Origin of the sequence: Klebsiella pneumoniae complex sp. WS1778 (assembly GCF_049472055.1) — a bacterium.
Taxonomy (GTDB): domain Bacteria; phylum Pseudomonadota; class Gammaproteobacteria; order Enterobacterales; family Enterobacteriaceae; genus Klebsiella; species Klebsiella quasipneumoniae.
Genome location: NZ_JBKGTJ010000001.1, coordinates 248,251 through 266,977, shown reverse-complemented (window position 1 = coordinate 266,977; position 18,727 = coordinate 248,251). Strand labels below are relative to the sequence as shown.

At 59.6% G+C, this 18,727-nt stretch carries 16 protein-coding genes, 1 pseudogene and 1 other annotated feature; of the genes and pseudogenes, 10 read left to right on the top strand and 7 right to left on the bottom strand.

The features are described 5' to 3' along the window. Positions 1-32: 32 nt before the first annotated feature. Positions 33-1,079, bottom strand: a complete 1,047-nt coding sequence (gene sohB / locus ACLEXF_RS01370) for a protease SohB (RefSeq protein WP_004203873.1) — start codon at positions 1,077-1,079, stop codon at positions 33-35. Between the two features lie 254 nt (positions 1,080-1,333). Here sohB and ACLEXF_RS01365 point away from each other — a divergent pair, with 254 nt between their 5' ends. Further along, positions 1,334-2,095, top strand: a complete 762-nt coding sequence (locus ACLEXF_RS01365; protein WP_004203872.1) for a YciK family oxidoreductase — start codon at positions 1,334-1,336, stop codon at positions 2,093-2,095. Beyond that, positions 2,092-2,682: a cob(I)yrinic acid a,c-diamide adenosyltransferase gene (gene cobO, locus ACLEXF_RS01360; RefSeq protein ID WP_004203871.1), complete on the top strand. Its 591-nt coding sequence runs from the start codon at positions 2,092-2,094 to the stop codon at positions 2,680-2,682. Before ACLEXF_RS01365 ends, cobO begins: the two co-directional genes overlap by 4 nt. Before the next feature lie 60 nt (positions 2,683-2,742). Here cobO and rluB read toward each other — a convergent pair whose 3' ends face one another. The 4 genes from rluB to rnm form a co-directional block, all read right to left on the bottom strand. Beyond that, on the bottom strand, positions 2,743-3,645 hold the full coding sequence (gene rluB, locus ACLEXF_RS01355; RefSeq protein ID WP_004203870.1) for a 23S rRNA pseudouridine(2605) synthase RluB: 903 nt from the start codon (positions 3,643-3,645) through the stop codon (positions 2,743-2,745). A 382-nt stretch (positions 3,646-4,027) separates the two neighbouring features. Next, positions 4,028-4,690, bottom strand: a complete 663-nt coding sequence (locus ACLEXF_RS01350; RefSeq protein WP_335894883.1) for a response regulator — start codon at positions 4,688-4,690, stop codon at positions 4,028-4,030. Between the two features lie 83 nt (positions 4,691-4,773). Further along, positions 4,774-5,394 carry an L-threonylcarbamoyladenylate synthase gene (locus ACLEXF_RS01345; RefSeq protein ID WP_002901738.1) on the bottom strand — a complete coding sequence of 207 codons (621 nt, stop codon included), beginning with the start codon at positions 5,392-5,394 and terminating at the stop codon, positions 4,774-4,776. A 16-nt stretch (positions 5,395-5,410) separates the two neighbouring features. Beyond that, positions 5,411-6,274: an RNase RNM gene (gene rnm / locus ACLEXF_RS01340; protein ID WP_004203866.1), complete on the bottom strand. Its 864-nt coding sequence runs from the start codon at positions 6,272-6,274 to the stop codon at positions 5,411-5,413. Between the two features lie 159 nt (positions 6,275-6,433). Beyond that, positions 6,434-6,529: a sequence feature (Trp leader region), on the top strand. A 33-nt stretch (positions 6,530-6,562) separates the two neighbouring features. Here rnm and ACLEXF_RS01335 point away from each other — a divergent pair. The 5 genes from ACLEXF_RS01335 to trpA are packed head-to-tail and all read left to right on the top strand — an operon-like array spanning position 6,563 to position 13,094. Next, the gene (locus ACLEXF_RS01335) at positions 6,563-8,125 is read left to right on the top strand and encodes an anthranilate synthase component 1 (protein ID WP_004203864.1); all 1,563 of its coding nucleotides are present in this window, start codon (positions 6,563-6,565) and stop codon (positions 8,123-8,125) included. Beyond that, positions 8,125-9,720, top strand: a complete 1,596-nt coding sequence (trpD, locus tag ACLEXF_RS01330; RefSeq protein ID WP_407259837.1) for a bifunctional anthranilate synthase glutamate amidotransferase component TrpG/anthranilate phosphoribosyltransferase TrpD — start codon at positions 8,125-8,127, stop codon at positions 9,718-9,720. Before ACLEXF_RS01335 ends, trpD begins: the two co-directional genes overlap by 1 nt. 3 nt (positions 9,721-9,723) lie before the next feature. After that, positions 9,724-11,082: a bifunctional indole-3-glycerol-phosphate synthase TrpC/phosphoribosylanthranilate isomerase TrpF gene (trpCF, locus tag ACLEXF_RS01325; protein WP_080846579.1), complete on the top strand. Its 1,359-nt coding sequence runs from the start codon at positions 9,724-9,726 to the stop codon at positions 11,080-11,082. 9 nt (positions 11,083-11,091) lie between these two features. Then, positions 11,092-12,285 (top strand): tryptophan synthase subunit beta, encoded by a 1,194-nt coding sequence (gene trpB, locus ACLEXF_RS01320; RefSeq protein WP_004203860.1) that lies wholly within the window; start codon positions 11,092-11,094, stop codon positions 12,283-12,285. Further along, on the top strand, positions 12,285-13,094 hold the full coding sequence (gene trpA / locus ACLEXF_RS01315) for a tryptophan synthase subunit alpha (RefSeq protein WP_004203859.1): 810 nt from the start codon (positions 12,285-12,287) through the stop codon (positions 13,092-13,094). The genes trpB and trpA overlap by 1 nt, the downstream gene beginning before the upstream one ends. Positions 13,095-13,097: 3 nt before the next feature. Here the strand turns inward: trpA and ACLEXF_RS01310 are convergent, their stop codons facing one another. Then, positions 13,098-13,580, bottom strand: a complete 483-nt coding sequence (locus ACLEXF_RS01310) for a MarR family winged helix-turn-helix transcriptional regulator (RefSeq protein WP_069603632.1) — start codon at positions 13,578-13,580, stop codon at positions 13,098-13,100. Between the two features lie 74 nt (positions 13,581-13,654). Here ACLEXF_RS01310 and ACLEXF_RS01305 point away from each other — a divergent pair, with 74 nt between their 5' ends. Further along, a complete protein-coding gene (locus tag ACLEXF_RS01305) occupies positions 13,655-14,602 on the top strand; it encodes a quinone oxidoreductase family protein (protein WP_053810528.1) in 948 nt (315 codons plus the stop codon). A 154-nt stretch (positions 14,603-14,756) separates the two neighbouring features. Here ACLEXF_RS01305 and ACLEXF_RS01300 read toward each other — a convergent pair. Continuing rightward, a pseudogene (locus ACLEXF_RS01300) lies at positions 14,757-15,289 on the bottom strand (LysR family transcriptional regulator); the annotation flags it as partial. Positions 15,290-15,653: 364 nt separating this feature from the next. Between ACLEXF_RS01300 and ACLEXF_RS01295 the strand changes: the two are divergent. Together ACLEXF_RS01295 and ybiX are read left to right on the top strand one after the other, a co-directional pair. Next, positions 15,654-17,939, top strand: a complete 2,286-nt coding sequence (locus tag ACLEXF_RS01295) for a catecholate siderophore receptor Fiu (RefSeq protein WP_017898670.1) — start codon at positions 15,654-15,656, stop codon at positions 17,937-17,939. Between the two features lie 48 nt (positions 17,940-17,987). Continuing rightward, positions 17,988-18,665 carry a PKHD-type hydroxylase YbiX gene (gene ybiX / locus ACLEXF_RS01290; protein ID WP_048294545.1) on the top strand — a complete coding sequence of 226 codons (678 nt, stop codon included), beginning with the start codon at positions 17,988-17,990 and terminating at the stop codon, positions 18,663-18,665. Positions 18,666-18,727: the final 62 nt, after the last annotated feature.

Here is an 18,727-nt window from a genome sequence, read left to right as displayed (position 1 = left end):
AGAACGCGAGGCAGAGCCTCGCGTTTTATCATCTATATCAGCGGCTTCTGTCCGCGCTGCCACCAGCGCAGCAGCAGTCGATCGGCGCTCTCCGCCGCGCTACCGGTGAAGCGGTCGAGCATTTTCTTACGCTGTTGATAACGCACTCCGATCACCTCGTGGCTCTCCATGAGTCCCAGCAGCAGCTCATCACTGGTTTCAACCGCATCCACCAGCCCTTTTTCCAGCGCCTGTACCCCGTACCAGTGCTCGCCAGTGGCCACCTGCTCAATATCAAGGCCCGGGCGCATCCGCTGGACGAAATCCTTGAACAAATGGTGCGTCTCATTAAGGTCTTCGCGAAACTTGCGCCGTCCTTCTTCAGTGTTTTCACCCAGCATCGTGAGCGTTCGTTTGTACTGTCCGGCGGTATGCAGTTCGATATCAATATCTTTGTTCTTCAGGAAACGGTGCAGGTTTGGGATCTGCGCCACCACGCCAATAGAGCCGAGGATCGCAAACGGCGCCGAGACAATTTTGTTCGCCACGCAGGCCATCATATAGCCGCCGCTGGCCGCCACTTTGTCGACCGCCACCGTCAGCGGGATCTGTTTGTCGCGCAAGCGCTGCAGCTGCGATGCTGCAAGCCCGTAGCCGTGCACCACCCCGCCGGGGCTTTCCAGACGAATCACCACCTGATCGCGCGCTTTCGCCGCCGCCAGCACCGCGGTGATCTCTTCCCGCAGGCTGGTGACTTCATGAGCATCCATACTGCCTTTGAAATCCAGCACCCAGGCGCGCGGCTTGCCTTCCGGCTCGGTATTACCCAGCTTCGCCCGCGCTTTCGCCGCCTTCGCCTCTTGTTTTTGCTTTTTCTTCTGCGACTTATGCCACTGCTTCTGCTGCGGGCCATCCAGCAGGGCCACCGCCAGCGATTCCTTCATCTCTTTATAATGCTCGCTAAGATTCGTTACCCGCAGCTCGCCGCGCTGTTTCTTGCGCTGGGCCAGGTTGACGATAATAGCGGCAATCACCGCGATAGCGACGACAACGGTCGCGATCTTGGCTAAAAATAAGCCATATTGAGCAAGTAATTCCACGTTTTCACCTTGTGTAAAGCACTGACGTTGCTTCACAGTGTACATCAGCCCCTGGCGAGAAGTCTTTGTGCTTTGTGTCCTCTGCGCAGCGGATTCCGTTTTTTTAGGCGAGGCTGAAATCGTTGCAAGATATTAATTTTGTGAATACTTTCCGCTTCGCCGATTGCAATGGCGGGCGCTTTCAGGCATAACAGCGCAAAAGTGAGATACCAAAGATGAAGCGCGATCGAGAGCCGATCGCCAAAGGAGTCGCCGTGCATTATCAACCGCAACGCCACTTGCTGAAAGATCGCATCATTCTGGTCACCGGGGCCAGCGATGGAATTGGTCGTGAAGCGGCCCTGACCTACGCCCGCTACAGCGCCAGCGTTATCCTGCTGGGTCGCAACGACGACAAACTGCGCGCCGTCGCCGAGGAGATTGAGCGTGAGGGCGGTATTCCTCCCCGCTGGTTTACTCTCGACCTGCTCACCTGCACGCCGCAGGCTTGCCAGCAGCTGGCGCAGCAGATCAGCATCCACTATCCCCGCCTTGACGGCGTGCTGCACAATGCTGGCTTGCTCGGCGACATCTGCCCGATGGATGAACAGAAACCGGAGGTCTGGCAGCAGGTGATGCAGGTGAACGTCAATGGCACCTTTATGCTGACCCAGGCGCTTCTTCCTTTATTACTCCGTTCCGAATCTGGTTCGCTGGTCTTCACCTCATCCAGCGTCGGTCGTCAGGGGCGCGCCAACTGGGGCGCCTATGCCGTCTCCAAATTCGCCACCGAAGGGATGATGCAGGTGCTGGCCGACGAGTACCAAAGCCGCCACCTGCGGGTGAACTGTATCAACCCCGGCGGCACCCGCACCGGCATGCGCGCCAGCGCGTTCCCGACGGAAGATCCGCTGAAACTGAAAACCCCCGCTGACATTATGCCCGTCTATCTGTGGCTGATGGGCGACGACAGTCGTCGCAAGACGGGAATGACCTTCGACGCCCAACCGGGGCGTAAACCAGGAATTGCCCAATGAGTGATGAACGCTACCGCGAACGCCAGCAGCGGCTGAAAGATAAAGTGGATGCCCGGGTGGCGGCGGCCCAGGACGAGCGCGGCATTGTGATGGTCTTTACCGGCAACGGCAAAGGCAAAACTACCGCCGCCTTTGGCACCGCGACCCGCGCCGTTGGCCACGGCAAAAAAGTCGGCGTGATCCAGTTTATCAAGGGGACCTGGCCTAACGGCGAGCGTAATCTGCTGGAGCCGCACGGCGTCGAATTTCAGGTGATGGCGACAGGCTTTACCTGGAACACTCAGGACCGCGACAGCGACACCGCCGCCTGTCTGGCGGTTTGGGAGCATGCCCGCCGTATGCTTGCCGACGACCAGCTCGATCTGGTGCTGCTGGACGAGCTGACCTATATGGTGGCCTACGATTACCTGCCGCTGGAGGCGGTGCTGAGCGCTCTGCGTGAGCGTCCTGCCCACCAGTCGGTGATCATCACCGGCCGCGGCTGTCATCGCGATATTATTGAAATGGCGGATACCGTCAGCGAGCTGCGCCCGGTGAAACATGCCTTTGATGCCGGCATTAAAGCGCAGATGGGGATTGACTACTGAGGACCGGATACGGCGAAAGGAAGTCCGCGTTCCGGCGCAAAACCACCGGAACGCGCAACATTAACCGTTGGTCTTATTGCGGGTACTGGAACGGCGGTTGCTGTTATTACCCTGGCGCGGGTTAGCGCTGGTCTGGCTGTGACGCTTCACCGCCCGGCGGATCTGATTGGCTTTCAACCGGCGACGATCTTTTTCAACGGCGACCTTGGAGCTGGTTTCCGGAGTAAGTTCCACCAGTTCGCGCAGATAGTTGGTCTGCGCCAGGTCCAGCTCGGTATAGCCGCCGCGCGGCAGGCCTTTCGGCAGCAGAATATCGCCATAGCGCACGCGGATCAGGCGGCTGACCTGCACGCCGACCGCTTCCCACAGACGACGCACTTCGCGGTTACGCCCTTCGGTCAGGGTGACGTTGTACCACTGGTTAATCCCTTCACCGCCGGTGAATTTAATGGTTTTAAACGCCGCCGGGCCATCTTCTAACTGCACGCCGCGAGACAGCTGACGCAGCTTATCTTCATCTACCTGGCCGAAAACGCGAACGGCGTACTCACGCTCGACTTCACGGCTCGGGTGCATCAGGCGGTTTGCCAGTTCACCGTCGGTGGTGAACAGCAACAGGCCACAGGTGTTGACGTCCAGACGACCAACGGCAATCCAGCGCGCGCCGCGCAGTTTAGGCAGACGATCGAACACCGTCGGGCGCCCTTCCGGATCGTTACGGGTGCACAGTTCGCCTTCCGGCTTGTAGTACGCCAGCACGCGGCAGATCTGCTCAGCGGACTCTTTCACCGAGATCAGATGGCCATCGATACGAATTTTTAAACCAGGGACAATTTCCACACGATCGCCGAGGGTGGCGATTTTGCCGTCGACGCTGACGCGGCCAGCTTCGATTTTCGCTTCAATTTCACGGCGGGAGCCGTGGCCGGCGCGGGCCAGCACTTTTTGCAGTTTCTCGCTCATTGAGCTTCCTTAAGGTGTCGCCTTCCCAGGCGTCTGGTATGCTTTATGAAACAATGAGGCCTTTATCAACAACTCATTGTTACGTATATACTTTTTACGTAAAGTCTCGCCGGCATACGCAAAACATTCGCCGCGAGCCCGTATTCGTGGCCGAACATACTACACTAACTTCGCCGGGAAAGCTTCTGTTCGCCACACCGCGCCTTTAGTATGGAACAGATTTTACGCGGACGCGTAGACTCGCGAGCAGCCTGAACCTGCAAAGACTTGGTTGGTCATTGATTATCAATCCAGGAAAGGAAGTTTACAGACAAACTGCCTCCAGTCGGGGAAAAAGCATGGGGTAGAATGCAAGCAGCCATCATCTGGATTTGATCGATAATTATTTTTTTAACGCCTCCATGACCAGGCGAAATAATTCCGGCGGATTGTTGGTGGCGTCTAAGGCGCCATGCTGTTTTGCTTGTTCCTTATGCTGAGCAGAATTGGAACTCGCGTAGATAATGTATGGAATGTCTTTGCCCTTTCTTCTTAGCTCATCCAGGAGAGTATATCCCGCACGATCATCTCCAGGCCTCTTCATATCGGAAATAATCATATCAAACGACTGATTTTTCAGTCTTTCGAGAGCCTCGTCGGTGGATACTACGTTAACAAACCTTATACCCAGCGCTTCCATGGACTGACGTTCATAGCGATTCCCATTGGGTCTGTCATCAACCCACAAAATGACGGCTTCACCAGCTCTTTGCAATACTCTCGGCGTTACAACCTGAGTAACTACGTTTACGTCATCCAGAACGCTTTGCTCTACATTGTCATCGCCTTTAACAATGGTACCTTTACTGGCCGATGCAGCAGCAAGATTGGCGCTAGACTCAGCTCCTTTATTAAAGGCCTCAACTTCAAAACCTGGACCTTTAATGGAAAGGCGGCTGAGGTTTTCAAGAAACTGGTTGATTGCAGTACCAAATCGACATAGAAAAAACAGAACAATAGCGGGCCAAATAACAACATTGATTAACGATATCAGCTCATGAAGCATAACCAGGTTCTCCCATGAGACTATCAGGAGCCGGACAGGCTCCTTTGACCTTAGAACGTTGCTTTAGCCCATTTTTCGTCAGATTACAGAAACGGCCTCACGTCGCCCACGCCTTCGCGCAGCACCACCGGGGTATCTTCCGTCAGGTCGATAACCGTGGTCGGCTGCTGCCCCAGGAAACCGCCGTGGATAATGAGGTCCACGACTTTCTCCAGACGATCTTTGATCTCTTCCGGGTCGGATTCGGTAAAGTCGCTGCCGGGCAGCATCAGCGAGGTAGAGAGCATCGGTTCACCTAAGGTCTCAAGCAACGCCTGAGCGATGGGGTTGGACGGGACGCGCATACCAATGGTTTTACGCTTCTCCTGCAGCAGCCGGCGCGGTACCTCTTTCGTTCCTTTGAGGATAAAGGTGTAGTTGCCCGGCGTATTGTTTTTCATCAGGCGAAACGCCACGTTGTCCACAAAAGCGTAGGTTGACAGTTCGGACAGGTCGCGGCACATCAGGGTGAAGTTGTGGCCGTCCGGCAGCTGACGGATGCGGCAGATCCGCTCCATCGCGCCCTTGTCTTCAATTTTGCAGCCCAGCGCGTAGCCGGAGTCGGTAGGATATACGATCACCCCGCCCTTACGCACAATCTCCACCGCCTGGTTAATCAACCGCGCCTGCGGGTTATCCGGATGGATATAAAAAAACTGGCTCATACTTCCCTCTCAATTTTTATTCGGTGGCCGCTTCCCAGCTGTGCCAGACGCCTTCCACGCCGGCAGGGAGCCAGAGCTTACGGCCAAGTTCGATCCACGCGCAGGGCTGATGGAAATCGGAACCCTGCGACGCCAGAAGACCAAACTGCACGGCCAGGGCGGCCAGCTGGGCGCGTTCATGGGGCGCCTGCTGGCACTGGGCCACTTCCATGGCATCACCGCCCTGCTCGCTGAAGTGGGCCAACAGCCGCTTAAGCCACTTGGCGGAAAGATCGTAACGCCCGGGATGGGCTATCACCGCCTTACCGCCAGAATGATGAATGACATCAATTGCTTGTTTTATTGTACACCACTGCGGCGGCACGTAACCGGTTTTCCCGCGGGCAAGGTATTTTTTGAAGACCTCCGCCATGTTCTTCGCGTGGCCGGCCTCCACCAGAAAACGGGCAAAATGGCCGCGGGTGACGGCGCCACCGTCCGCCAGCCGCAGCGCCCCTTCCCAGGCGCCGGGGATGCGCGCCTTCTCCAGACGCTCGGCAATCATCTGGCCGCGCTGCTGGCGCCGCGCTTTCTGCTCCTCCAGCAGGGCGGTCATCGCAGGGTGCGCAATATCAATATTGAGACCCACAATATGAATCTCGTGATTTTCCCAGAGGGTGGAAATCTCGACGCCGTTCACCAGGGTCAAGGGTAATCCGGCGCGGGCGATCTCCTCCCGGGCCGCGGGGATCGCCGCCACGCTGTCATGGTCGGTGATCGCCAGCGTGCCTACGCGCATTTCATGGGCGCGATGGACCAGTTCCTGCGGAGTCAGCCGCCCGTCAGAGGCGGTGGTATGGCTGTGCAGATCGTAAATCACTGCGTATTGGCTGTCGCTCAAAAGGACTCCTGCTGGACATCAACGTAAATAAGCGCATTATCATACCGACAGGCAGAGAAAATCTGCAAACAAGGGTTGACTTTATTCCATTGAACTAGTTAACTAGTACGCAAGTTCACATGAAGGGGTATCACGATGAAAATGCACTTTATCACTCTGCACAGCTGGTGGCGCACCTCCTGATAACGGGCGGCGTGATCGCGTTTTGCATTCAGCATACAGATACCCGGCCCGCCAATGAGCGGGCTTTTTATTGGACAAAAATAATACGAACAGGCGAGAACAATAATGCAAACATCCAAACCGGCACTCGAGCTTCTCACCAGCGACGCCATCTACCGGGAGAACCCGACGGCGTTATTCCACCAACTGTGCGGCGCCCGTCCGGCCACGCTGCTGCTGGAATCGGCTGACATCGACAGCAAAGATGACTTAAAAAGCCTGCTGCTGGTGGACAGCGCGCTGCGCATCACCGCTCTCGGTGACACTGTCACCATTCAGGCCCTCTCCGCCAACGGCGCCGCGCTGCTGGAGCTGCTGGACGGCGCGCTGCCCTCCGGGATCGCCAATCAGCGCCAGCCCAACGGCCGGATCCTGACCTTCCCGGCAGTCAGTTCCCTGCTCGATGAAGACGCCCGCCTCTGCTCGCTGTCAGTGTTTGACGCCTTCCGTCTCCTGCAGGAGCTGGTGACCGTCCCTGCCAACGAGCGTGAAGCGATGTTCTTCGGCGGCCTGTTCGCCTATGACCTGGTGGCCGGCTTTGAAGATCTGCCGCCGCTGCAGAGCGACACCGCCTGCCCGGACTACTGCTTCTATCTGGCGGAGACCCTGCTGGTCATCGACCATCAGACCAAGCATACCCGCATCCAGGCAAGCCTGTTCACGCCGCTGGAGAGTGAAAAACAGCGCCTGGAGCAGCGCCTGAGCCAGCTGCGCCAGCAGCTGAACGAGCCACCGGCGCCGCTACCGGTTACCACCGTGGCCGAAATGCGCTGCGACGTTGACCAGAGCGATGAAGAGTACGGCGCGGTGGTGCGCAAAATGCAGCGCGCGATCCGCGCCGGGGAAATCTTCCAGGTGGTCCCTTCCCGCCGCTTCTCGCTGCCCTGCCCGTCGCCGCTGGCCGCCTATGATGTGCTGAAGAAGAGCAACCCCAGCCCGTACATGTTCTTTATGCAGGACAATGATTTCACCCTGTTCGGCGCCTCGCCGGAAAGCTCGCTGAAGTATGATGCCGTCAGCCGTCAGATTGAGATCTACCCCATCGCCGGCACCCGGCCGCGCGGCCGCCGCGCCGACGGCTCGCTGGATCGCGATCTCGACAGCCGTATCGAACTGGAAATGCGTACCGATCACAAAGAGCTTTCCGAGCACCTGATGCTGGTGGACCTGGCGCGCAACGATCTGGCCCGCATCTGTACCCCGGGCAGCCGCTATGTCGCCGATTTAACCAAGGTTGACCGTTACTCCTTCGTGATGCATCTGGTCTCCCGGGTGGTGGGTGAACTGCGTCAGGATCTCGATGTGCTGCACGCTTACCGCGCCTGCATGAACATGGGCACTCTCAGCGGCGCGCCGAAGGTTCGCGCCATGCAGCTGATTGCCGCCGCCGAAGGTAAACGACGCGGCAGCTACGGCGGCGCGGTGGGCTATTTCACTGCCCACGGCGACCTCGACACCTGCATCGTTATCCGTTCCGCCTACGTGCAGGAGGGTATCGCTACCGTCCAGGCCGGAGCCGGCATTGTGCTCGACTCGGTTCCCCAGTCGGAAGCGGATGAGACCCGAAATAAAGCCCGCGCGGTGCTGCGCGCCATTGCCCAGGCCCATCACGCGAAGGAGATTTTCTGATGGCTGACATTCTGCTGCTCGATAATATCGATTCTTTCACCTATAACCTGGCAGACCAGCTGCGCGCCAACGGCCATAACGTGGTGATTTACCGTAACTCCGTTCCGGCGCAGGCGCTGATTGAGCGTCTGGGCACCATGGACAATCCGGTGCTGATGCTCTCCCCTGGCCCGGGTACGCCAAGCGAAGCCGGCTGCATGCCGGAATTGCTGACCCGCATGCGGGGCAAGCTGCCGATCATCGGCATCTGCCTCGGCCACCAGGCCATTGTCGAAGCCTACGGCGGCTATGTCGGCCAGGCGGGCGAGATCCTTCACGGTAAAGCCTCCAGCATTGAGCACGACGGCCAGGCGATGTTTGCCGGTCTGGCTAACCCGCTGCCGGTGGCGCGGTACCACTCGCTGGTCGGCAGCAATATTCCCGCCGGGCTGACGATTAACGCCAATTTCAATGGCATGGTGATGGCGGTGCGTCACGATGCGGATCGGGTGTGCGGCTTCCAGTTCCACCCGGAATCGATCCTCACCACCCAGGGCGCGCGACTGCTGGAGCAGACCCTGGCCTGGGCGCTGCAGAAGCTGGAGCATACCAACACCCTCCAGCCGATCCTTGAGAAGCTGTACCAGGCGGAAACCCTGAGCCAGCAGGAGAGCCACCAGCTGTTCTCCGCCGTCGTGCGCGGCGAAGTGAAGCCTGAACAGCTGGCCGCCGCGCTTGTCAGTATGAAAGTGCGCGGCGAGCAGCCGCAGGAAATTGCCGGCGCCGCCACCGCGCTGCTGGAAAACGCCGCGCCGTTCCCGCGCCCGGACTACCTGTTTGCCGACATCGTCGGCACCGGTGGCGACGGCAGCAACAGCATTAATATCTCCACCGCCAGCGCGTTTGTCGCCGCTGCCTGTGGATTGAAAGTGGCGAAGCACGGCAACCGCAGCGTTTCCAGTAAATCAGGCTCTTCTGACCTGCTGGCGGCCTTCGGCATTAATCTCGATATGAACGCCGATAAATCCCGCGCGGCGCTCGATGAGCTGGGCGTCTGCTTCCTGTTCGCGCCGAAGTACCACACCGGTTTCCGCCACGCGATGCCGGTCCGTCAGCAGCTGAAGACCCGTACCCTGTTTAACGTACTGGGGCCGCTGATCAACCCGGCGCATCCGCCGCTGGCGCTGATTGGCGTCTACAGCCCGGAACTGGTGTTGCCGATTGCGGAAACCTTGCGCGTACTCGGTTATCAGCGCGCTGCCGTGGTGCACAGCGGCGGGATGGATGAAGTCTCGCTGCATGCGCCCACGGTGGTCGCCGAGCTGCATAACGGGGAAATTAAAAGCTATCAGCTGACCGCCGACGATTTCGGCCTGACGCCTTACCATCAGGCGCAGCTGGCGGGCGGCACGCCGGAAGAAAACCGTGACATTCTGACGCGCTTGCTACAAGGTAAAGGTGAAGCCGCTCACGTAGCCGCCGTCGCCGCCAACGTCGCCATGTTGATGCGTTTACACGGGCATGAAGATCTGAAAGCTAACGCTCAGCAGGTACTGGATGTGCTGCACAGCGGGGCGGCCTATGACAGAGTGACCGCCTTAGCGGCAAGAGGGTAAAGAATGCAGACCGTTTTAGCAAAAATCGTTGCCGACAAAGCGATTTGGGTGGAAGCCCGCAAACAACAACAACCGTTAGCCAGTTTTCAGAATGAGGTCGTCCCGACGCAGCGCAATTTCTATGACGCGCTGGCCGGCACCCGCACCGCGTTTATTCTCGAGTGCAAAAAGGCTTCGCCGTCGAAGGGGTTGATTCGCGAAGATTTCGATCCGGCGGCGATCGCCAGCATCTACAAACACTACGCCTCGGCGATCTCGGTGCTGTGTGATGAGAAATATTTCCAGGGCAGCTTCGATTTTCTGCCGATTGTCAGCAAGGTCGCGCCGCAGCCGATCCTGTGTAAGGACTTCACCATCGACCCTTACCAGATCTACCTGGCGCGCTACTATCAGGCCGACGCCTGCCTGCTGATGCTGTCGGTGCTCGACGATGAACAGTATCGTCAGCTCTCGGCGGTGGCTCACAGCCTGAATATGGGCGTGCTCACAGAAGTCAGCAATGATGAGGAGCTGGAGCGCGCCATCGCCCTGAAGGCGAAGGTGGTGGGCATCAACAACCGCGACCTGCGCGATATGTCGATTGACCTCAACCGCACCCGTCAGCTGGCGGCGCGTCTCGGCCCGGATGTCACGGTGATCAGCGAATCCGGCATCCATACCTATGCCGAAGTGCGTGAGCTGAGCCACTTCGCCAATGGCTTCCTGATCGGCTCCGCCCTGATGGAGCAGGCGGATCTGGAAGCGGCGGTCAAGCGCGTGCTGCTCGGCGAGAACAAAGTGTGCGGCCTGACGCGCCCGCAGGATGCGCAGGTGGCCTGGGAGTCTGGCGCCATCTACGGTGGGCTGATCTTCGTCCCAACCTCGCCGCGGTCGGTAAATGACGCCCAGGCTAAAGCGGTGATCGCCGCCGCGCCGCTGCAGTACGTCGGCGTCTTCCGCAATGCGCCGCTGGATGAGGTGGTCGCCCGCGCCCAGGCCCTGGAGCTGGCCGCCGTACAGCTGCACGGTGATGAAGACCAGGCCTATATCGACGCGCTGCGCGACGCCCTCGCGGATAGCGTCCGCATCTGGAAAGCGCTGAGCGTTGGCGAAACCTTGCCGTCCCGTACACTCCGCCATGTCGATAAGTATCTGCTCGACAACGGCCAGGGCGGCAGCGGCCAGCGTTTTGACTGGAGCCTGCTGCAGGGCCAGGACCTGCGCAACGTCATGCTGGCGGGCGGCCTCGGCGCCGATAACTGTGTGGAAGCGGCCAAAAGCGGCTGTGCCGGACTCGATTTCAATTCAGGCGTAGAGTCGCAACCCGGGATTAAAGACGCCAGCAAGCTGGCCTCCGTATTCCAGACGCTGCGCGCATATTAAGGAGCAATAATGAGCACTTTACTGAACCCCTACTTCGGCGAATTCGGCGGCATGTATGTGCCGCAGATCCTGATGCCCGCCCTGCGCCAGCTGGAAGAGGCCTTTGTCAGCGCGCAGAAGGACCCGGCCTTTCAGGCGGAATTCACCGACCTGCTGAAAAACTACGCCGGTCGTCCGACGGCCCTGACCAAATGCCGGAACCTGACCGAAGGGACCCGCACTACCCTGTACCTGAAACGCGAAGATCTGCTGCACGGCGGCGCGCACAAAACCAACCAGGTGCTGGGCCAGGCTCTGCTGGCCAAACGGATGGGCAAAACCGAAATTATCGCCGAGACCGGCGCCGGTCAGCACGGCGTCGCCTCAGCGCTGGCCAGCGCCCTGCTCGGTCTGAAATGCCGTATCTACATGGGCGCCAAGGACGTCGAGCGCCAGTCGCCGAACGTCTTCCGTATGCGCCTGATGGGCGCCGAGGTGATCCCGGTGCATAGCGGCTCCGCCACGCTGAAAGATGCCTGTAACGAGGCGCTGCGCGACTGGTCCGGCAGCTACGAGAAGGCGCACTATATGCTGGGCACCGCCGCCGGTCCGCACCCGTTCCCGACCATCGTACGTGAATTCCAGCGCATGATCGGCGAAGAGACCAAAGCGCAGATCCTCGAAAAAGAGGGCCGTCTGCCGGACGCGGTGATCGCCTGCGTCGGCGGCGGGTCAAACGCCATCGGCATGTTCGCTGATTTTATCGAGGAAACCCGCGTCGGCCTGATCGGCGTGGAGCCTGCCGGGCACGGTATCGAAAGCGGGGAGCACGGCGCGCCGCTGAAGCATGGTCGTGTGGGGATCTACTTCGGGATGAAGTCGCCGATGATGCAAACCGCCGACGGCCAGATCGAGGAATCTTACTCCATTTCCGCCGGGCTGGACTTCCCGTCCGTTGGGCCGCAGCACGCGTTTCTGAACAGCACCGGGCGCGCCGACTATGTGTCGATCACCGATGACGAAGCGCTGGAGGCGTTTAAAGCGCTCTCCCGCCACGAAGGGATCATCCCGGCGCTGGAGTCCTCTCACGCTCTGGCCCATGCGCTGAAAATGATGCGCGAGAACCCGGAAAAAGAGCAGCTGCTGGTGGTTAACCTCTCCGGCCGCGGCGATAAAGACATTTTCACCGTACACGACATCCTGAAAGCGCGAGGGGAAATCTGATGGAACGCTATGAGACGCTGTTTGCCCAACTGAAAAACCGCCAGGAAGGCGCTTTCGTCCCCTTTGTCACCCTTGGCGATCCGGGACCGGAGCAGTCGCTGAAAATTATCGATGCGCTGATCGAAGGCGGCGCCGATGCCCTTGAGCTGGGGATCCCCTTCTCCGACCCGCTGGCGGACGGCCCGACCATTCAGGGCGCGGCCCTGCGCGCCTTCGCCGCGGGGGTAACCCCGGCGCAGTGCTTTGAGATGCTGGCGGCGATCCGCCAGAAGCATCCAACGATCCCAATCGGCCTGCTGATGTACGCGAACCTCGTCTTCAGCCCGGGTATCGATGAGTTCTATGCCCAGTGCGCCCGCGTCGGCGTCGACTCGGTGCTGGTAGCCGACGTGCCTGTGGAAGAGTCCGCCCCGTTCCGCCAGGCGGCGATGCGCCATAACATCGCGCCAATTTTCATTTGCCCGCCCAATGCGGATGACGATTTACTGCGCCAGATTGCCTCTTATGGTCGCGGCTACACCTATCTGCTGTCGCGCGCCGGGGTGACGGGTGCGGAAAATCGCGCTGCGCTGCCGCTGCACCATCTGGTGGAGAAGCTGGCGGAATATCACGCTGCGCCGCCGCTGCAGGGCTTTGGCATCTCCGCGCCGGAGCAGGTGAGCGCCGCCATTGACGCCGGGGCCGCCGGGGCGATCTCCGGTTCCGCCATCGTCAAAATCATCGAACGTCATCTTGATGAGCCGCAAACCATGCTCGACGAGCTGAAAGCCTTCGTCCAGAGCCTGAAGGCGGCGACCAAAACCGCCTGACCGTCAGCCGCCTGGCATCGCGCCAGGCGGCGATGATTTCTGCAAACTGTCGGCGTATTTGCGCGTTAAGCGAAACAGCGCCTGCACTTCATCTTCCGGCCACTGCGCCAGCACCTGATTCATTAACCGCCGCCGCGCGACGGCGATCCTGTCGATCATCTGTTGTCCCCTGGCGCTAAGCGACACTTCGCTGATCCGTCGGTCATGACGGTTCGGTTGCTTACCGGCAAGCCCCTGGGCTTCCAGTTTCTTCACCTGACGACTGACGGTGGTGTAATCGCGCCCTAAATGATCCGCCAGCTCAACCACCCCCACCGGGCCATAGCGCCCTACCGCCACCAGCAGCGGAAACAGCATCTGTTCCAGCTTGACGCCAGCTGCCTGGAGGATCTGCTCGTCGCGCACCGGCTGGTTCATCACGCTGATGATATCCAGCAGCGCGCCGTGAAAGTCGGTAATGTCGTAGCCATTATGTGCATCTTGCATGTATTAATTTTCCGCGTATAGTGCTGCAAAACAATATGTGTATTTTACACATAATTCCCGACAGGAGATAATTTATGAAAGCAGGCGTGGTTTTTGATCTCGCAGAAGGCCCGGTTTGGGCCGATTTCATCGAGCCGCAGCCCGCGCCCGGCCAGACGCTTATTGACGTCCGCGCCGCCGCGATGAGCCATGTGGTCAAGGCCCGGGCATCAGGACGCCATTACAGCTTCGACGGCAATCTGCCTTTTGTACCCGGTATCGATGGTGTCGGCACTACATCCCAGGGCCAGCGCGTCTACTTCGCCTTCCCCACTGCCCCCTTCGGCAGTATGGCGCAGCGGGCGCCGGTCGCCCTGCAGAATTGCCTGCCGCTGCCGGATGAGCTCGATGATATCCCGGCGGCGGCGATGGCCAACCCCGGCATGTCCGCGTGGGCGTCTCTGGTGACTCGCGCCCAGCTTCAGGCCGGCGAAACGGTGCTGATTAACGGCGCCACCGGCAGCGCCGGTCAGCTGGCGGTGCAGATTGCCCGCTACCTGGGCGCAAAAAAAATCATTGCGGCCGGACGCAATGCGCAGTCGCTGGCGGCGATCGGCGCCGATGAATGTATTCAGTTAACTGCGGATGATAAGACGTTAACTGCACAGTTTTCAGCGGTCAGCGCCGCGCAGATCGATGTGGTCATCGATTATCTGTGGGGACACAGCGCGGAATTATTATTGCCGGCCCTGGCCAAATATACCCCGGCCGGCAGGCCGGTGCGCTATGTGCAAGTGGGGTCCCTGGCTGGCGCCGATATCGCGTTAAATGGCGCGGTTCTGCGTTCCGCCCCGCTCCTGCTGATGGGTAGCGGGATCGGTAGCCTGACGATGCCGCAGCTGCTGGCGGCGACCGGCGAAATGCTGCAGGCGGCGGTGCCGGGGAAATTGACCATCGCCACCACCCCGCGGCCGCTGCAGGAGATCGCGGCGGCCTGGCCGCAGGACGACAGCCAGAAGCGTACGGTTTTCACCCTCGGATAAAAAATCGCTTCCGCACAAAAGATGGGGTTGATATCTTAAATGAGAAATATTATCTTTCTCATCACTGAATAGTTGAGTAAATAACTCAGGTATTCAGTACGACATTGCTCACATTGCTTCCAGTATTTTTGCCCGCACTTGTGCGGGCTTTTTTTTACTCGCGACACACCTCTCGCACCCGCTGCCACAGCCAGCGGTGGCCGGGGCCTGCTCCAGGCGCGGACGCCACGCCTGCCACACCGTAATCACCCCGGTGCTGACCGGCAGCGGAAAACTTACTATCCCCTGCGGCGAAGGATGACGCACGCAGGAGGCCGGCACCAGCCCCAGCGCGGCGCTGAAGCCCGGCACGACGGCGGCGATGCGCCGGTACAGCCCCCGCCCCGCTCTGCCAGCTGGTCATCCACCAGCCCATATACGATCCCATGCCGGGAAACGATAACATGTCCCCAGGCGACATAGCGCTCTGCATCTATCGCCGCCGCGGCGGTAAACGGGATTGAGCACCGCGCGCATATCGCTCAGCACACTGTGCGTTTTGCTGCGGATCCGCTGCGCATGCGGGGTGAACACCATTTTGCGTCCGGCCCGCACCAGCAAGGGATCGCCGGTCACGTGCCGCAAGCGAGTTAACGTTCGGATCATCGCCGAAGTGCTAAGGCCGAAACGGCGGGCGGCGCCCGGGACTGGAGTATCTGGATGGCCACGGCCGCACGGTGCCCTGGTAAGCCCGCCGGGACGCCAGCCTCAGGGCGCCCTTCGGCGCCCGCCCGGCGTCTGTTATCCAAGGTCACCGCGCTATATTCCGCGTTGCCCTGCCGCCTTTACCGAGGTCACCCGCCTTTTTTGTTCAAAATTTATGAAATTTGTAAACGGTGGTGAAGAAATCAGTTTAAACGTCAACTTTTCTGTGTAAATATTAAGGCGAATGATAACCATTCTTTTTATCATTTATAGAATCACGCCGGGTCAGCGCAAGCCAGACGACGAATAACGTCGCTTTTGCGCGGCGTGATATGTGCTAATAACAAAAAATAAGCCTGCATTTATCATGGAAAAAAACGCTTCTCTGCCGTTTGGCAGTTTCAACTCATTGGCATTGTTTACAGGTCTGTGTCTGGGAGCCGCGCCGGCAACCGGCATGGCAGCCGAAAAATCAGTCAAAAATAATGAAGAGACGCTGGTGGTGGAAGCCGCCCCGCCTTCGCTTTATTCTCCCGGAGCCTCCGCCGATCCCAAGTTCAATAAACCACTGGTGGATACCACTCGCACCATCACCGTGATCCCCGAACAGGTCATTAAAGATCAGGGCGTCACCAACCTGACTGACGCCCTCAAAAACGTCCCCGGCGTCGGGGCGTTTTACGCCGGGGAGAATGGCAGCTCAACCACCGGGGACGCCATCTTTATGCGCGGCGTGGACACCTCCAACAGTATTTATGTCGACGGCATTCGCGATATCGGCAGCGTGACGCGGGATACCTTCAATACCCAGCAGGTGGAAGTCATCAAAGGGCCCGCCGGCACGGACTATGGCCGCAGCGCCCCTTCCGGCTCGATCAATATGATCAGCAAGCAGCCGCGCCTTGACTCCGGGATCGACGGATCCGCCAGCATCGGCAGCGCCTGGTCGCGTCGGGGTACCCTTGACCTTAACCAGGCCTTCGGCGACAACGCCGCGTTTCGCCTCAACCTGATGGGCGAAAAAACCCACGACGCCGGCCGGGATAAGATTGAGAACGAGCGCTACGGCATTGCCCCGTCCCTGGCCTTCGGCCTCGATACGCCCACCCGTCTGTATCTGAACTATCTCCACGTCCGGCAGAATAACACCCCGGATGGCGGGATCCCCACCGTCGGCCTGCCGGGCTATTCGGCGCCTTCGCCGAAGTATGCCGCCCTCAATTCCGCCGGTAAGGTCGATACCAGCAATTTCTATGGCACCGACTCCGATTACGATAAATCCACCACCGACAGCGGCACCCTGCGCTTTGAACACGATCTGACGGACAATACCACCGTGCGCAATACCACCCGCTGGTCGCGTGTGAAGCAGGAGTATCTCCTGACCGCGGTGATGGGCGGCGCGAGCAATATCACCGCCCCCGACATCAATGACGTCAATACCTGGAGCTGGTCACGTCTGGTTAATACCAAAGATGTCAGCAACCGCATTCTGACCAACCAGACCAATATCACTTCGACCTTCAATACCGGTTCGATAGGCCATGACGTCAGTGCCGGCGTGGAGTTTACCCGGGAAAACCAGACTAACTATGGCGTCAACGCCCTGACCGCTCCGGCGGTGAATCTCTATCATCCGGTGAGCAGCCTGTCGATTGGCGGGCTGGACAGAAACGGGGCGAACGCCAACGGCCAGACCGATACCTTCGGTATCTATGCCTTTGATACGCTGGCGCTGACCGATCGGGTTGAGGTCAACGGTGGGCTGCGTCTCGACAGTTACCATACCAAATATGACAGCGCCACCGCCTGCGGCGGCAGCGGACGCGGGGCTGTCGCCTGCCCGCCAGGACAGTCGACCGGCAGCCCGGTCACCACTGTCGATACCGCTAAATCCGGTAACCTGGTTAACTGGAAGGCCGGGGCGCTGTATCGCTTAACCGAGCAGGGCAATATCTACGTCAACTATGCCATCTCGCAGCAACCGCCGGGGGGCAGCAGCTTCGCGCTGGCTGCCAGCGGTAGCGGCAACAGCGCCAACCGGACCGACTTTAAACCGCAGAAAGCGAAATCCAGCGAACTGGGCACCAAGTGGCAGATCCTCGACAAGCGCCTGCTGCTCAGCGCGGCGTTATTCCGCACCGATATTGAAAACGAAGTGGCCGCCAACGATGACGGAACCTGGTCGCAGTACGGCAAAAAGCGCGTGGAAGGCTATGAGCTCTCCGCAACCGGGAACCTGACCCCGGACTGGACAATCATCGCCGGCTACACCCAGCAACATGCCACGGTGACAGAGGGTCAGAATGTGGCGCAGGATGGCTCTTCCGCGCTGGCCTACACCCCGAAACATGCCTTTACGCTGTGGACGCAGTATCAGGCAACCAGCGATCTGTCCGTCGGCGGCGGCGTGCGCTATGTCGGAAGCCTGCGCCGGGGCAGCGATGGCGCGGTGGGTACCCCGGATCACACCGAGGGCTATTGGGTCGCCGACGCCAAACTGGGCTATCGGGTCAACAGCAATCTCGATCTGCAGCTCAATATGTACAACCTGTTTGATACCGATTACGTGGCTTCCATCAACAAGAGCGGCTATCGCTATCATCCGGGCGAACCCCGTACCTTTATGTTGACGGCGAATGTCCATTTCTGAGTCTGTACGTGGGGCCATCGCGCCCCACCTTTTTGAGAGAACACCGCAATGATGTATCACATTCCTGACGTGCTGACGGCGGACCAGGTGGCTGAATATGGCCGCCTGCTGGCGCAGGCCGAATGGGTTGACGGGCGGGTTACCGTCGGCAGCCAGGGGGCGACCGTCAAACAAAACCAGCAGATCGATACCCGCACGCCGCTGTATGCCCGTCTGCAGGCAGCCGTACTCGACGCGCTGCGCGGCCATCCGCAGTTTTTTTCCGCCGCGCTGCCGCGGACAATTTCCGCGCCGTTGTTTAATCGCTACGGGCCGGGAGAGACCTACGGTTTTCATGTCGATGGCGCGGTGCGCCAGAACGGCGAGGCGGGCTGGATGCGGACCGACCTCTCGGCGACGCTGTTCCTCTGCGAGCCGGAAAGCTATGAAGGGGGCGAACTGGTGATTGAAGATACCTATGGCCAGCACCGGGTGAAGCTCCCGGCCGGACATCTGGTGCTCTATCCCGCCAGTAGTCTGCACTGCGTCACCCCGGTCACCGGCGGGGTTCGCCAGGCCTCTTTCCTGTGGATCCAGTCGATGGTCCGCGACGATAAGCAGCGCGCGATGCTCTACGACCTGGACCGCACGATCCAGTCTCTCAAAACCCGCTTTGGCGACGGGGAAGAGGTCCTCTCCCTGCTCAATATGTATCACAACCTGCTGCGCCAGTGGACTGAAGTGTGATCCGCAGGCGAAGGTTTATCGCAGGGAGGGGTGAGGAGGCAACAGACTGGCCGTCCGCTGGC

Coding starts and splice junctions, on each gene's coding strand:
- cobO (WP_004203871.1), top strand. CDS start 2,092: ATGAGTGATGAACGCTACCGCGAACGCCAGCAGCGGCTGAAAGATAAA.
- rluB (WP_004203870.1), bottom strand. CDS start 3,645: ATGAGCGAGAAACTGCAAAAAGTGCTGGCCCGCGCCGGCCACGGCTCC.
- ACLEXF_RS01350 (WP_335894883.1), bottom strand. CDS start 4,690: ATGCTTCATGAGCTGATATCGTTAATCAATGTTGTTATTTGGCCCGCT.
- ACLEXF_RS01345 (WP_002901738.1), bottom strand. CDS start 5,394: ATGAGCCAGTTTTTTTATATCCATCCGGATAACCCGCAGGCGCGGTTG.
- ACLEXF_RS01335 (WP_004203864.1), top strand. CDS start 6,563: ATGCAAACATCCAAACCGGCACTCGAGCTTCTCACCAGCGACGCCATC.
- trpD (WP_407259837.1), top strand. CDS start 8,125: ATGGCTGACATTCTGCTGCTCGATAATATCGATTCTTTCACCTATAAC.
- trpCF (WP_080846579.1), top strand. CDS start 9,724: ATGCAGACCGTTTTAGCAAAAATCGTTGCCGACAAAGCGATTTGGGTG.
- trpB (WP_004203860.1), top strand. CDS start 11,092: ATGAGCACTTTACTGAACCCCTACTTCGGCGAATTCGGCGGCATGTAT.
- trpA (WP_004203859.1), top strand. CDS start 12,285: ATGGAACGCTATGAGACGCTGTTTGCCCAACTGAAAAACCGCCAGGAA.
- ACLEXF_RS01310 (WP_069603632.1), bottom strand. CDS start 13,580: ATGCAAGATGCACATAATGGCTACGACATTACCGACTTTCACGGCGCG.
- ACLEXF_RS01305 (WP_053810528.1), top strand. CDS start 13,655: ATGAAAGCAGGCGTGGTTTTTGATCTCGCAGAAGGCCCGGTTTGGGCC.
- ACLEXF_RS01295 (WP_017898670.1), top strand. CDS start 15,654: ATGGAAAAAAACGCTTCTCTGCCGTTTGGCAGTTTCAACTCATTGGCA.
- ybiX (WP_048294545.1), top strand. CDS start 17,988: ATGATGTATCACATTCCTGACGTGCTGACGGCGGACCAGGTGGCTGAA.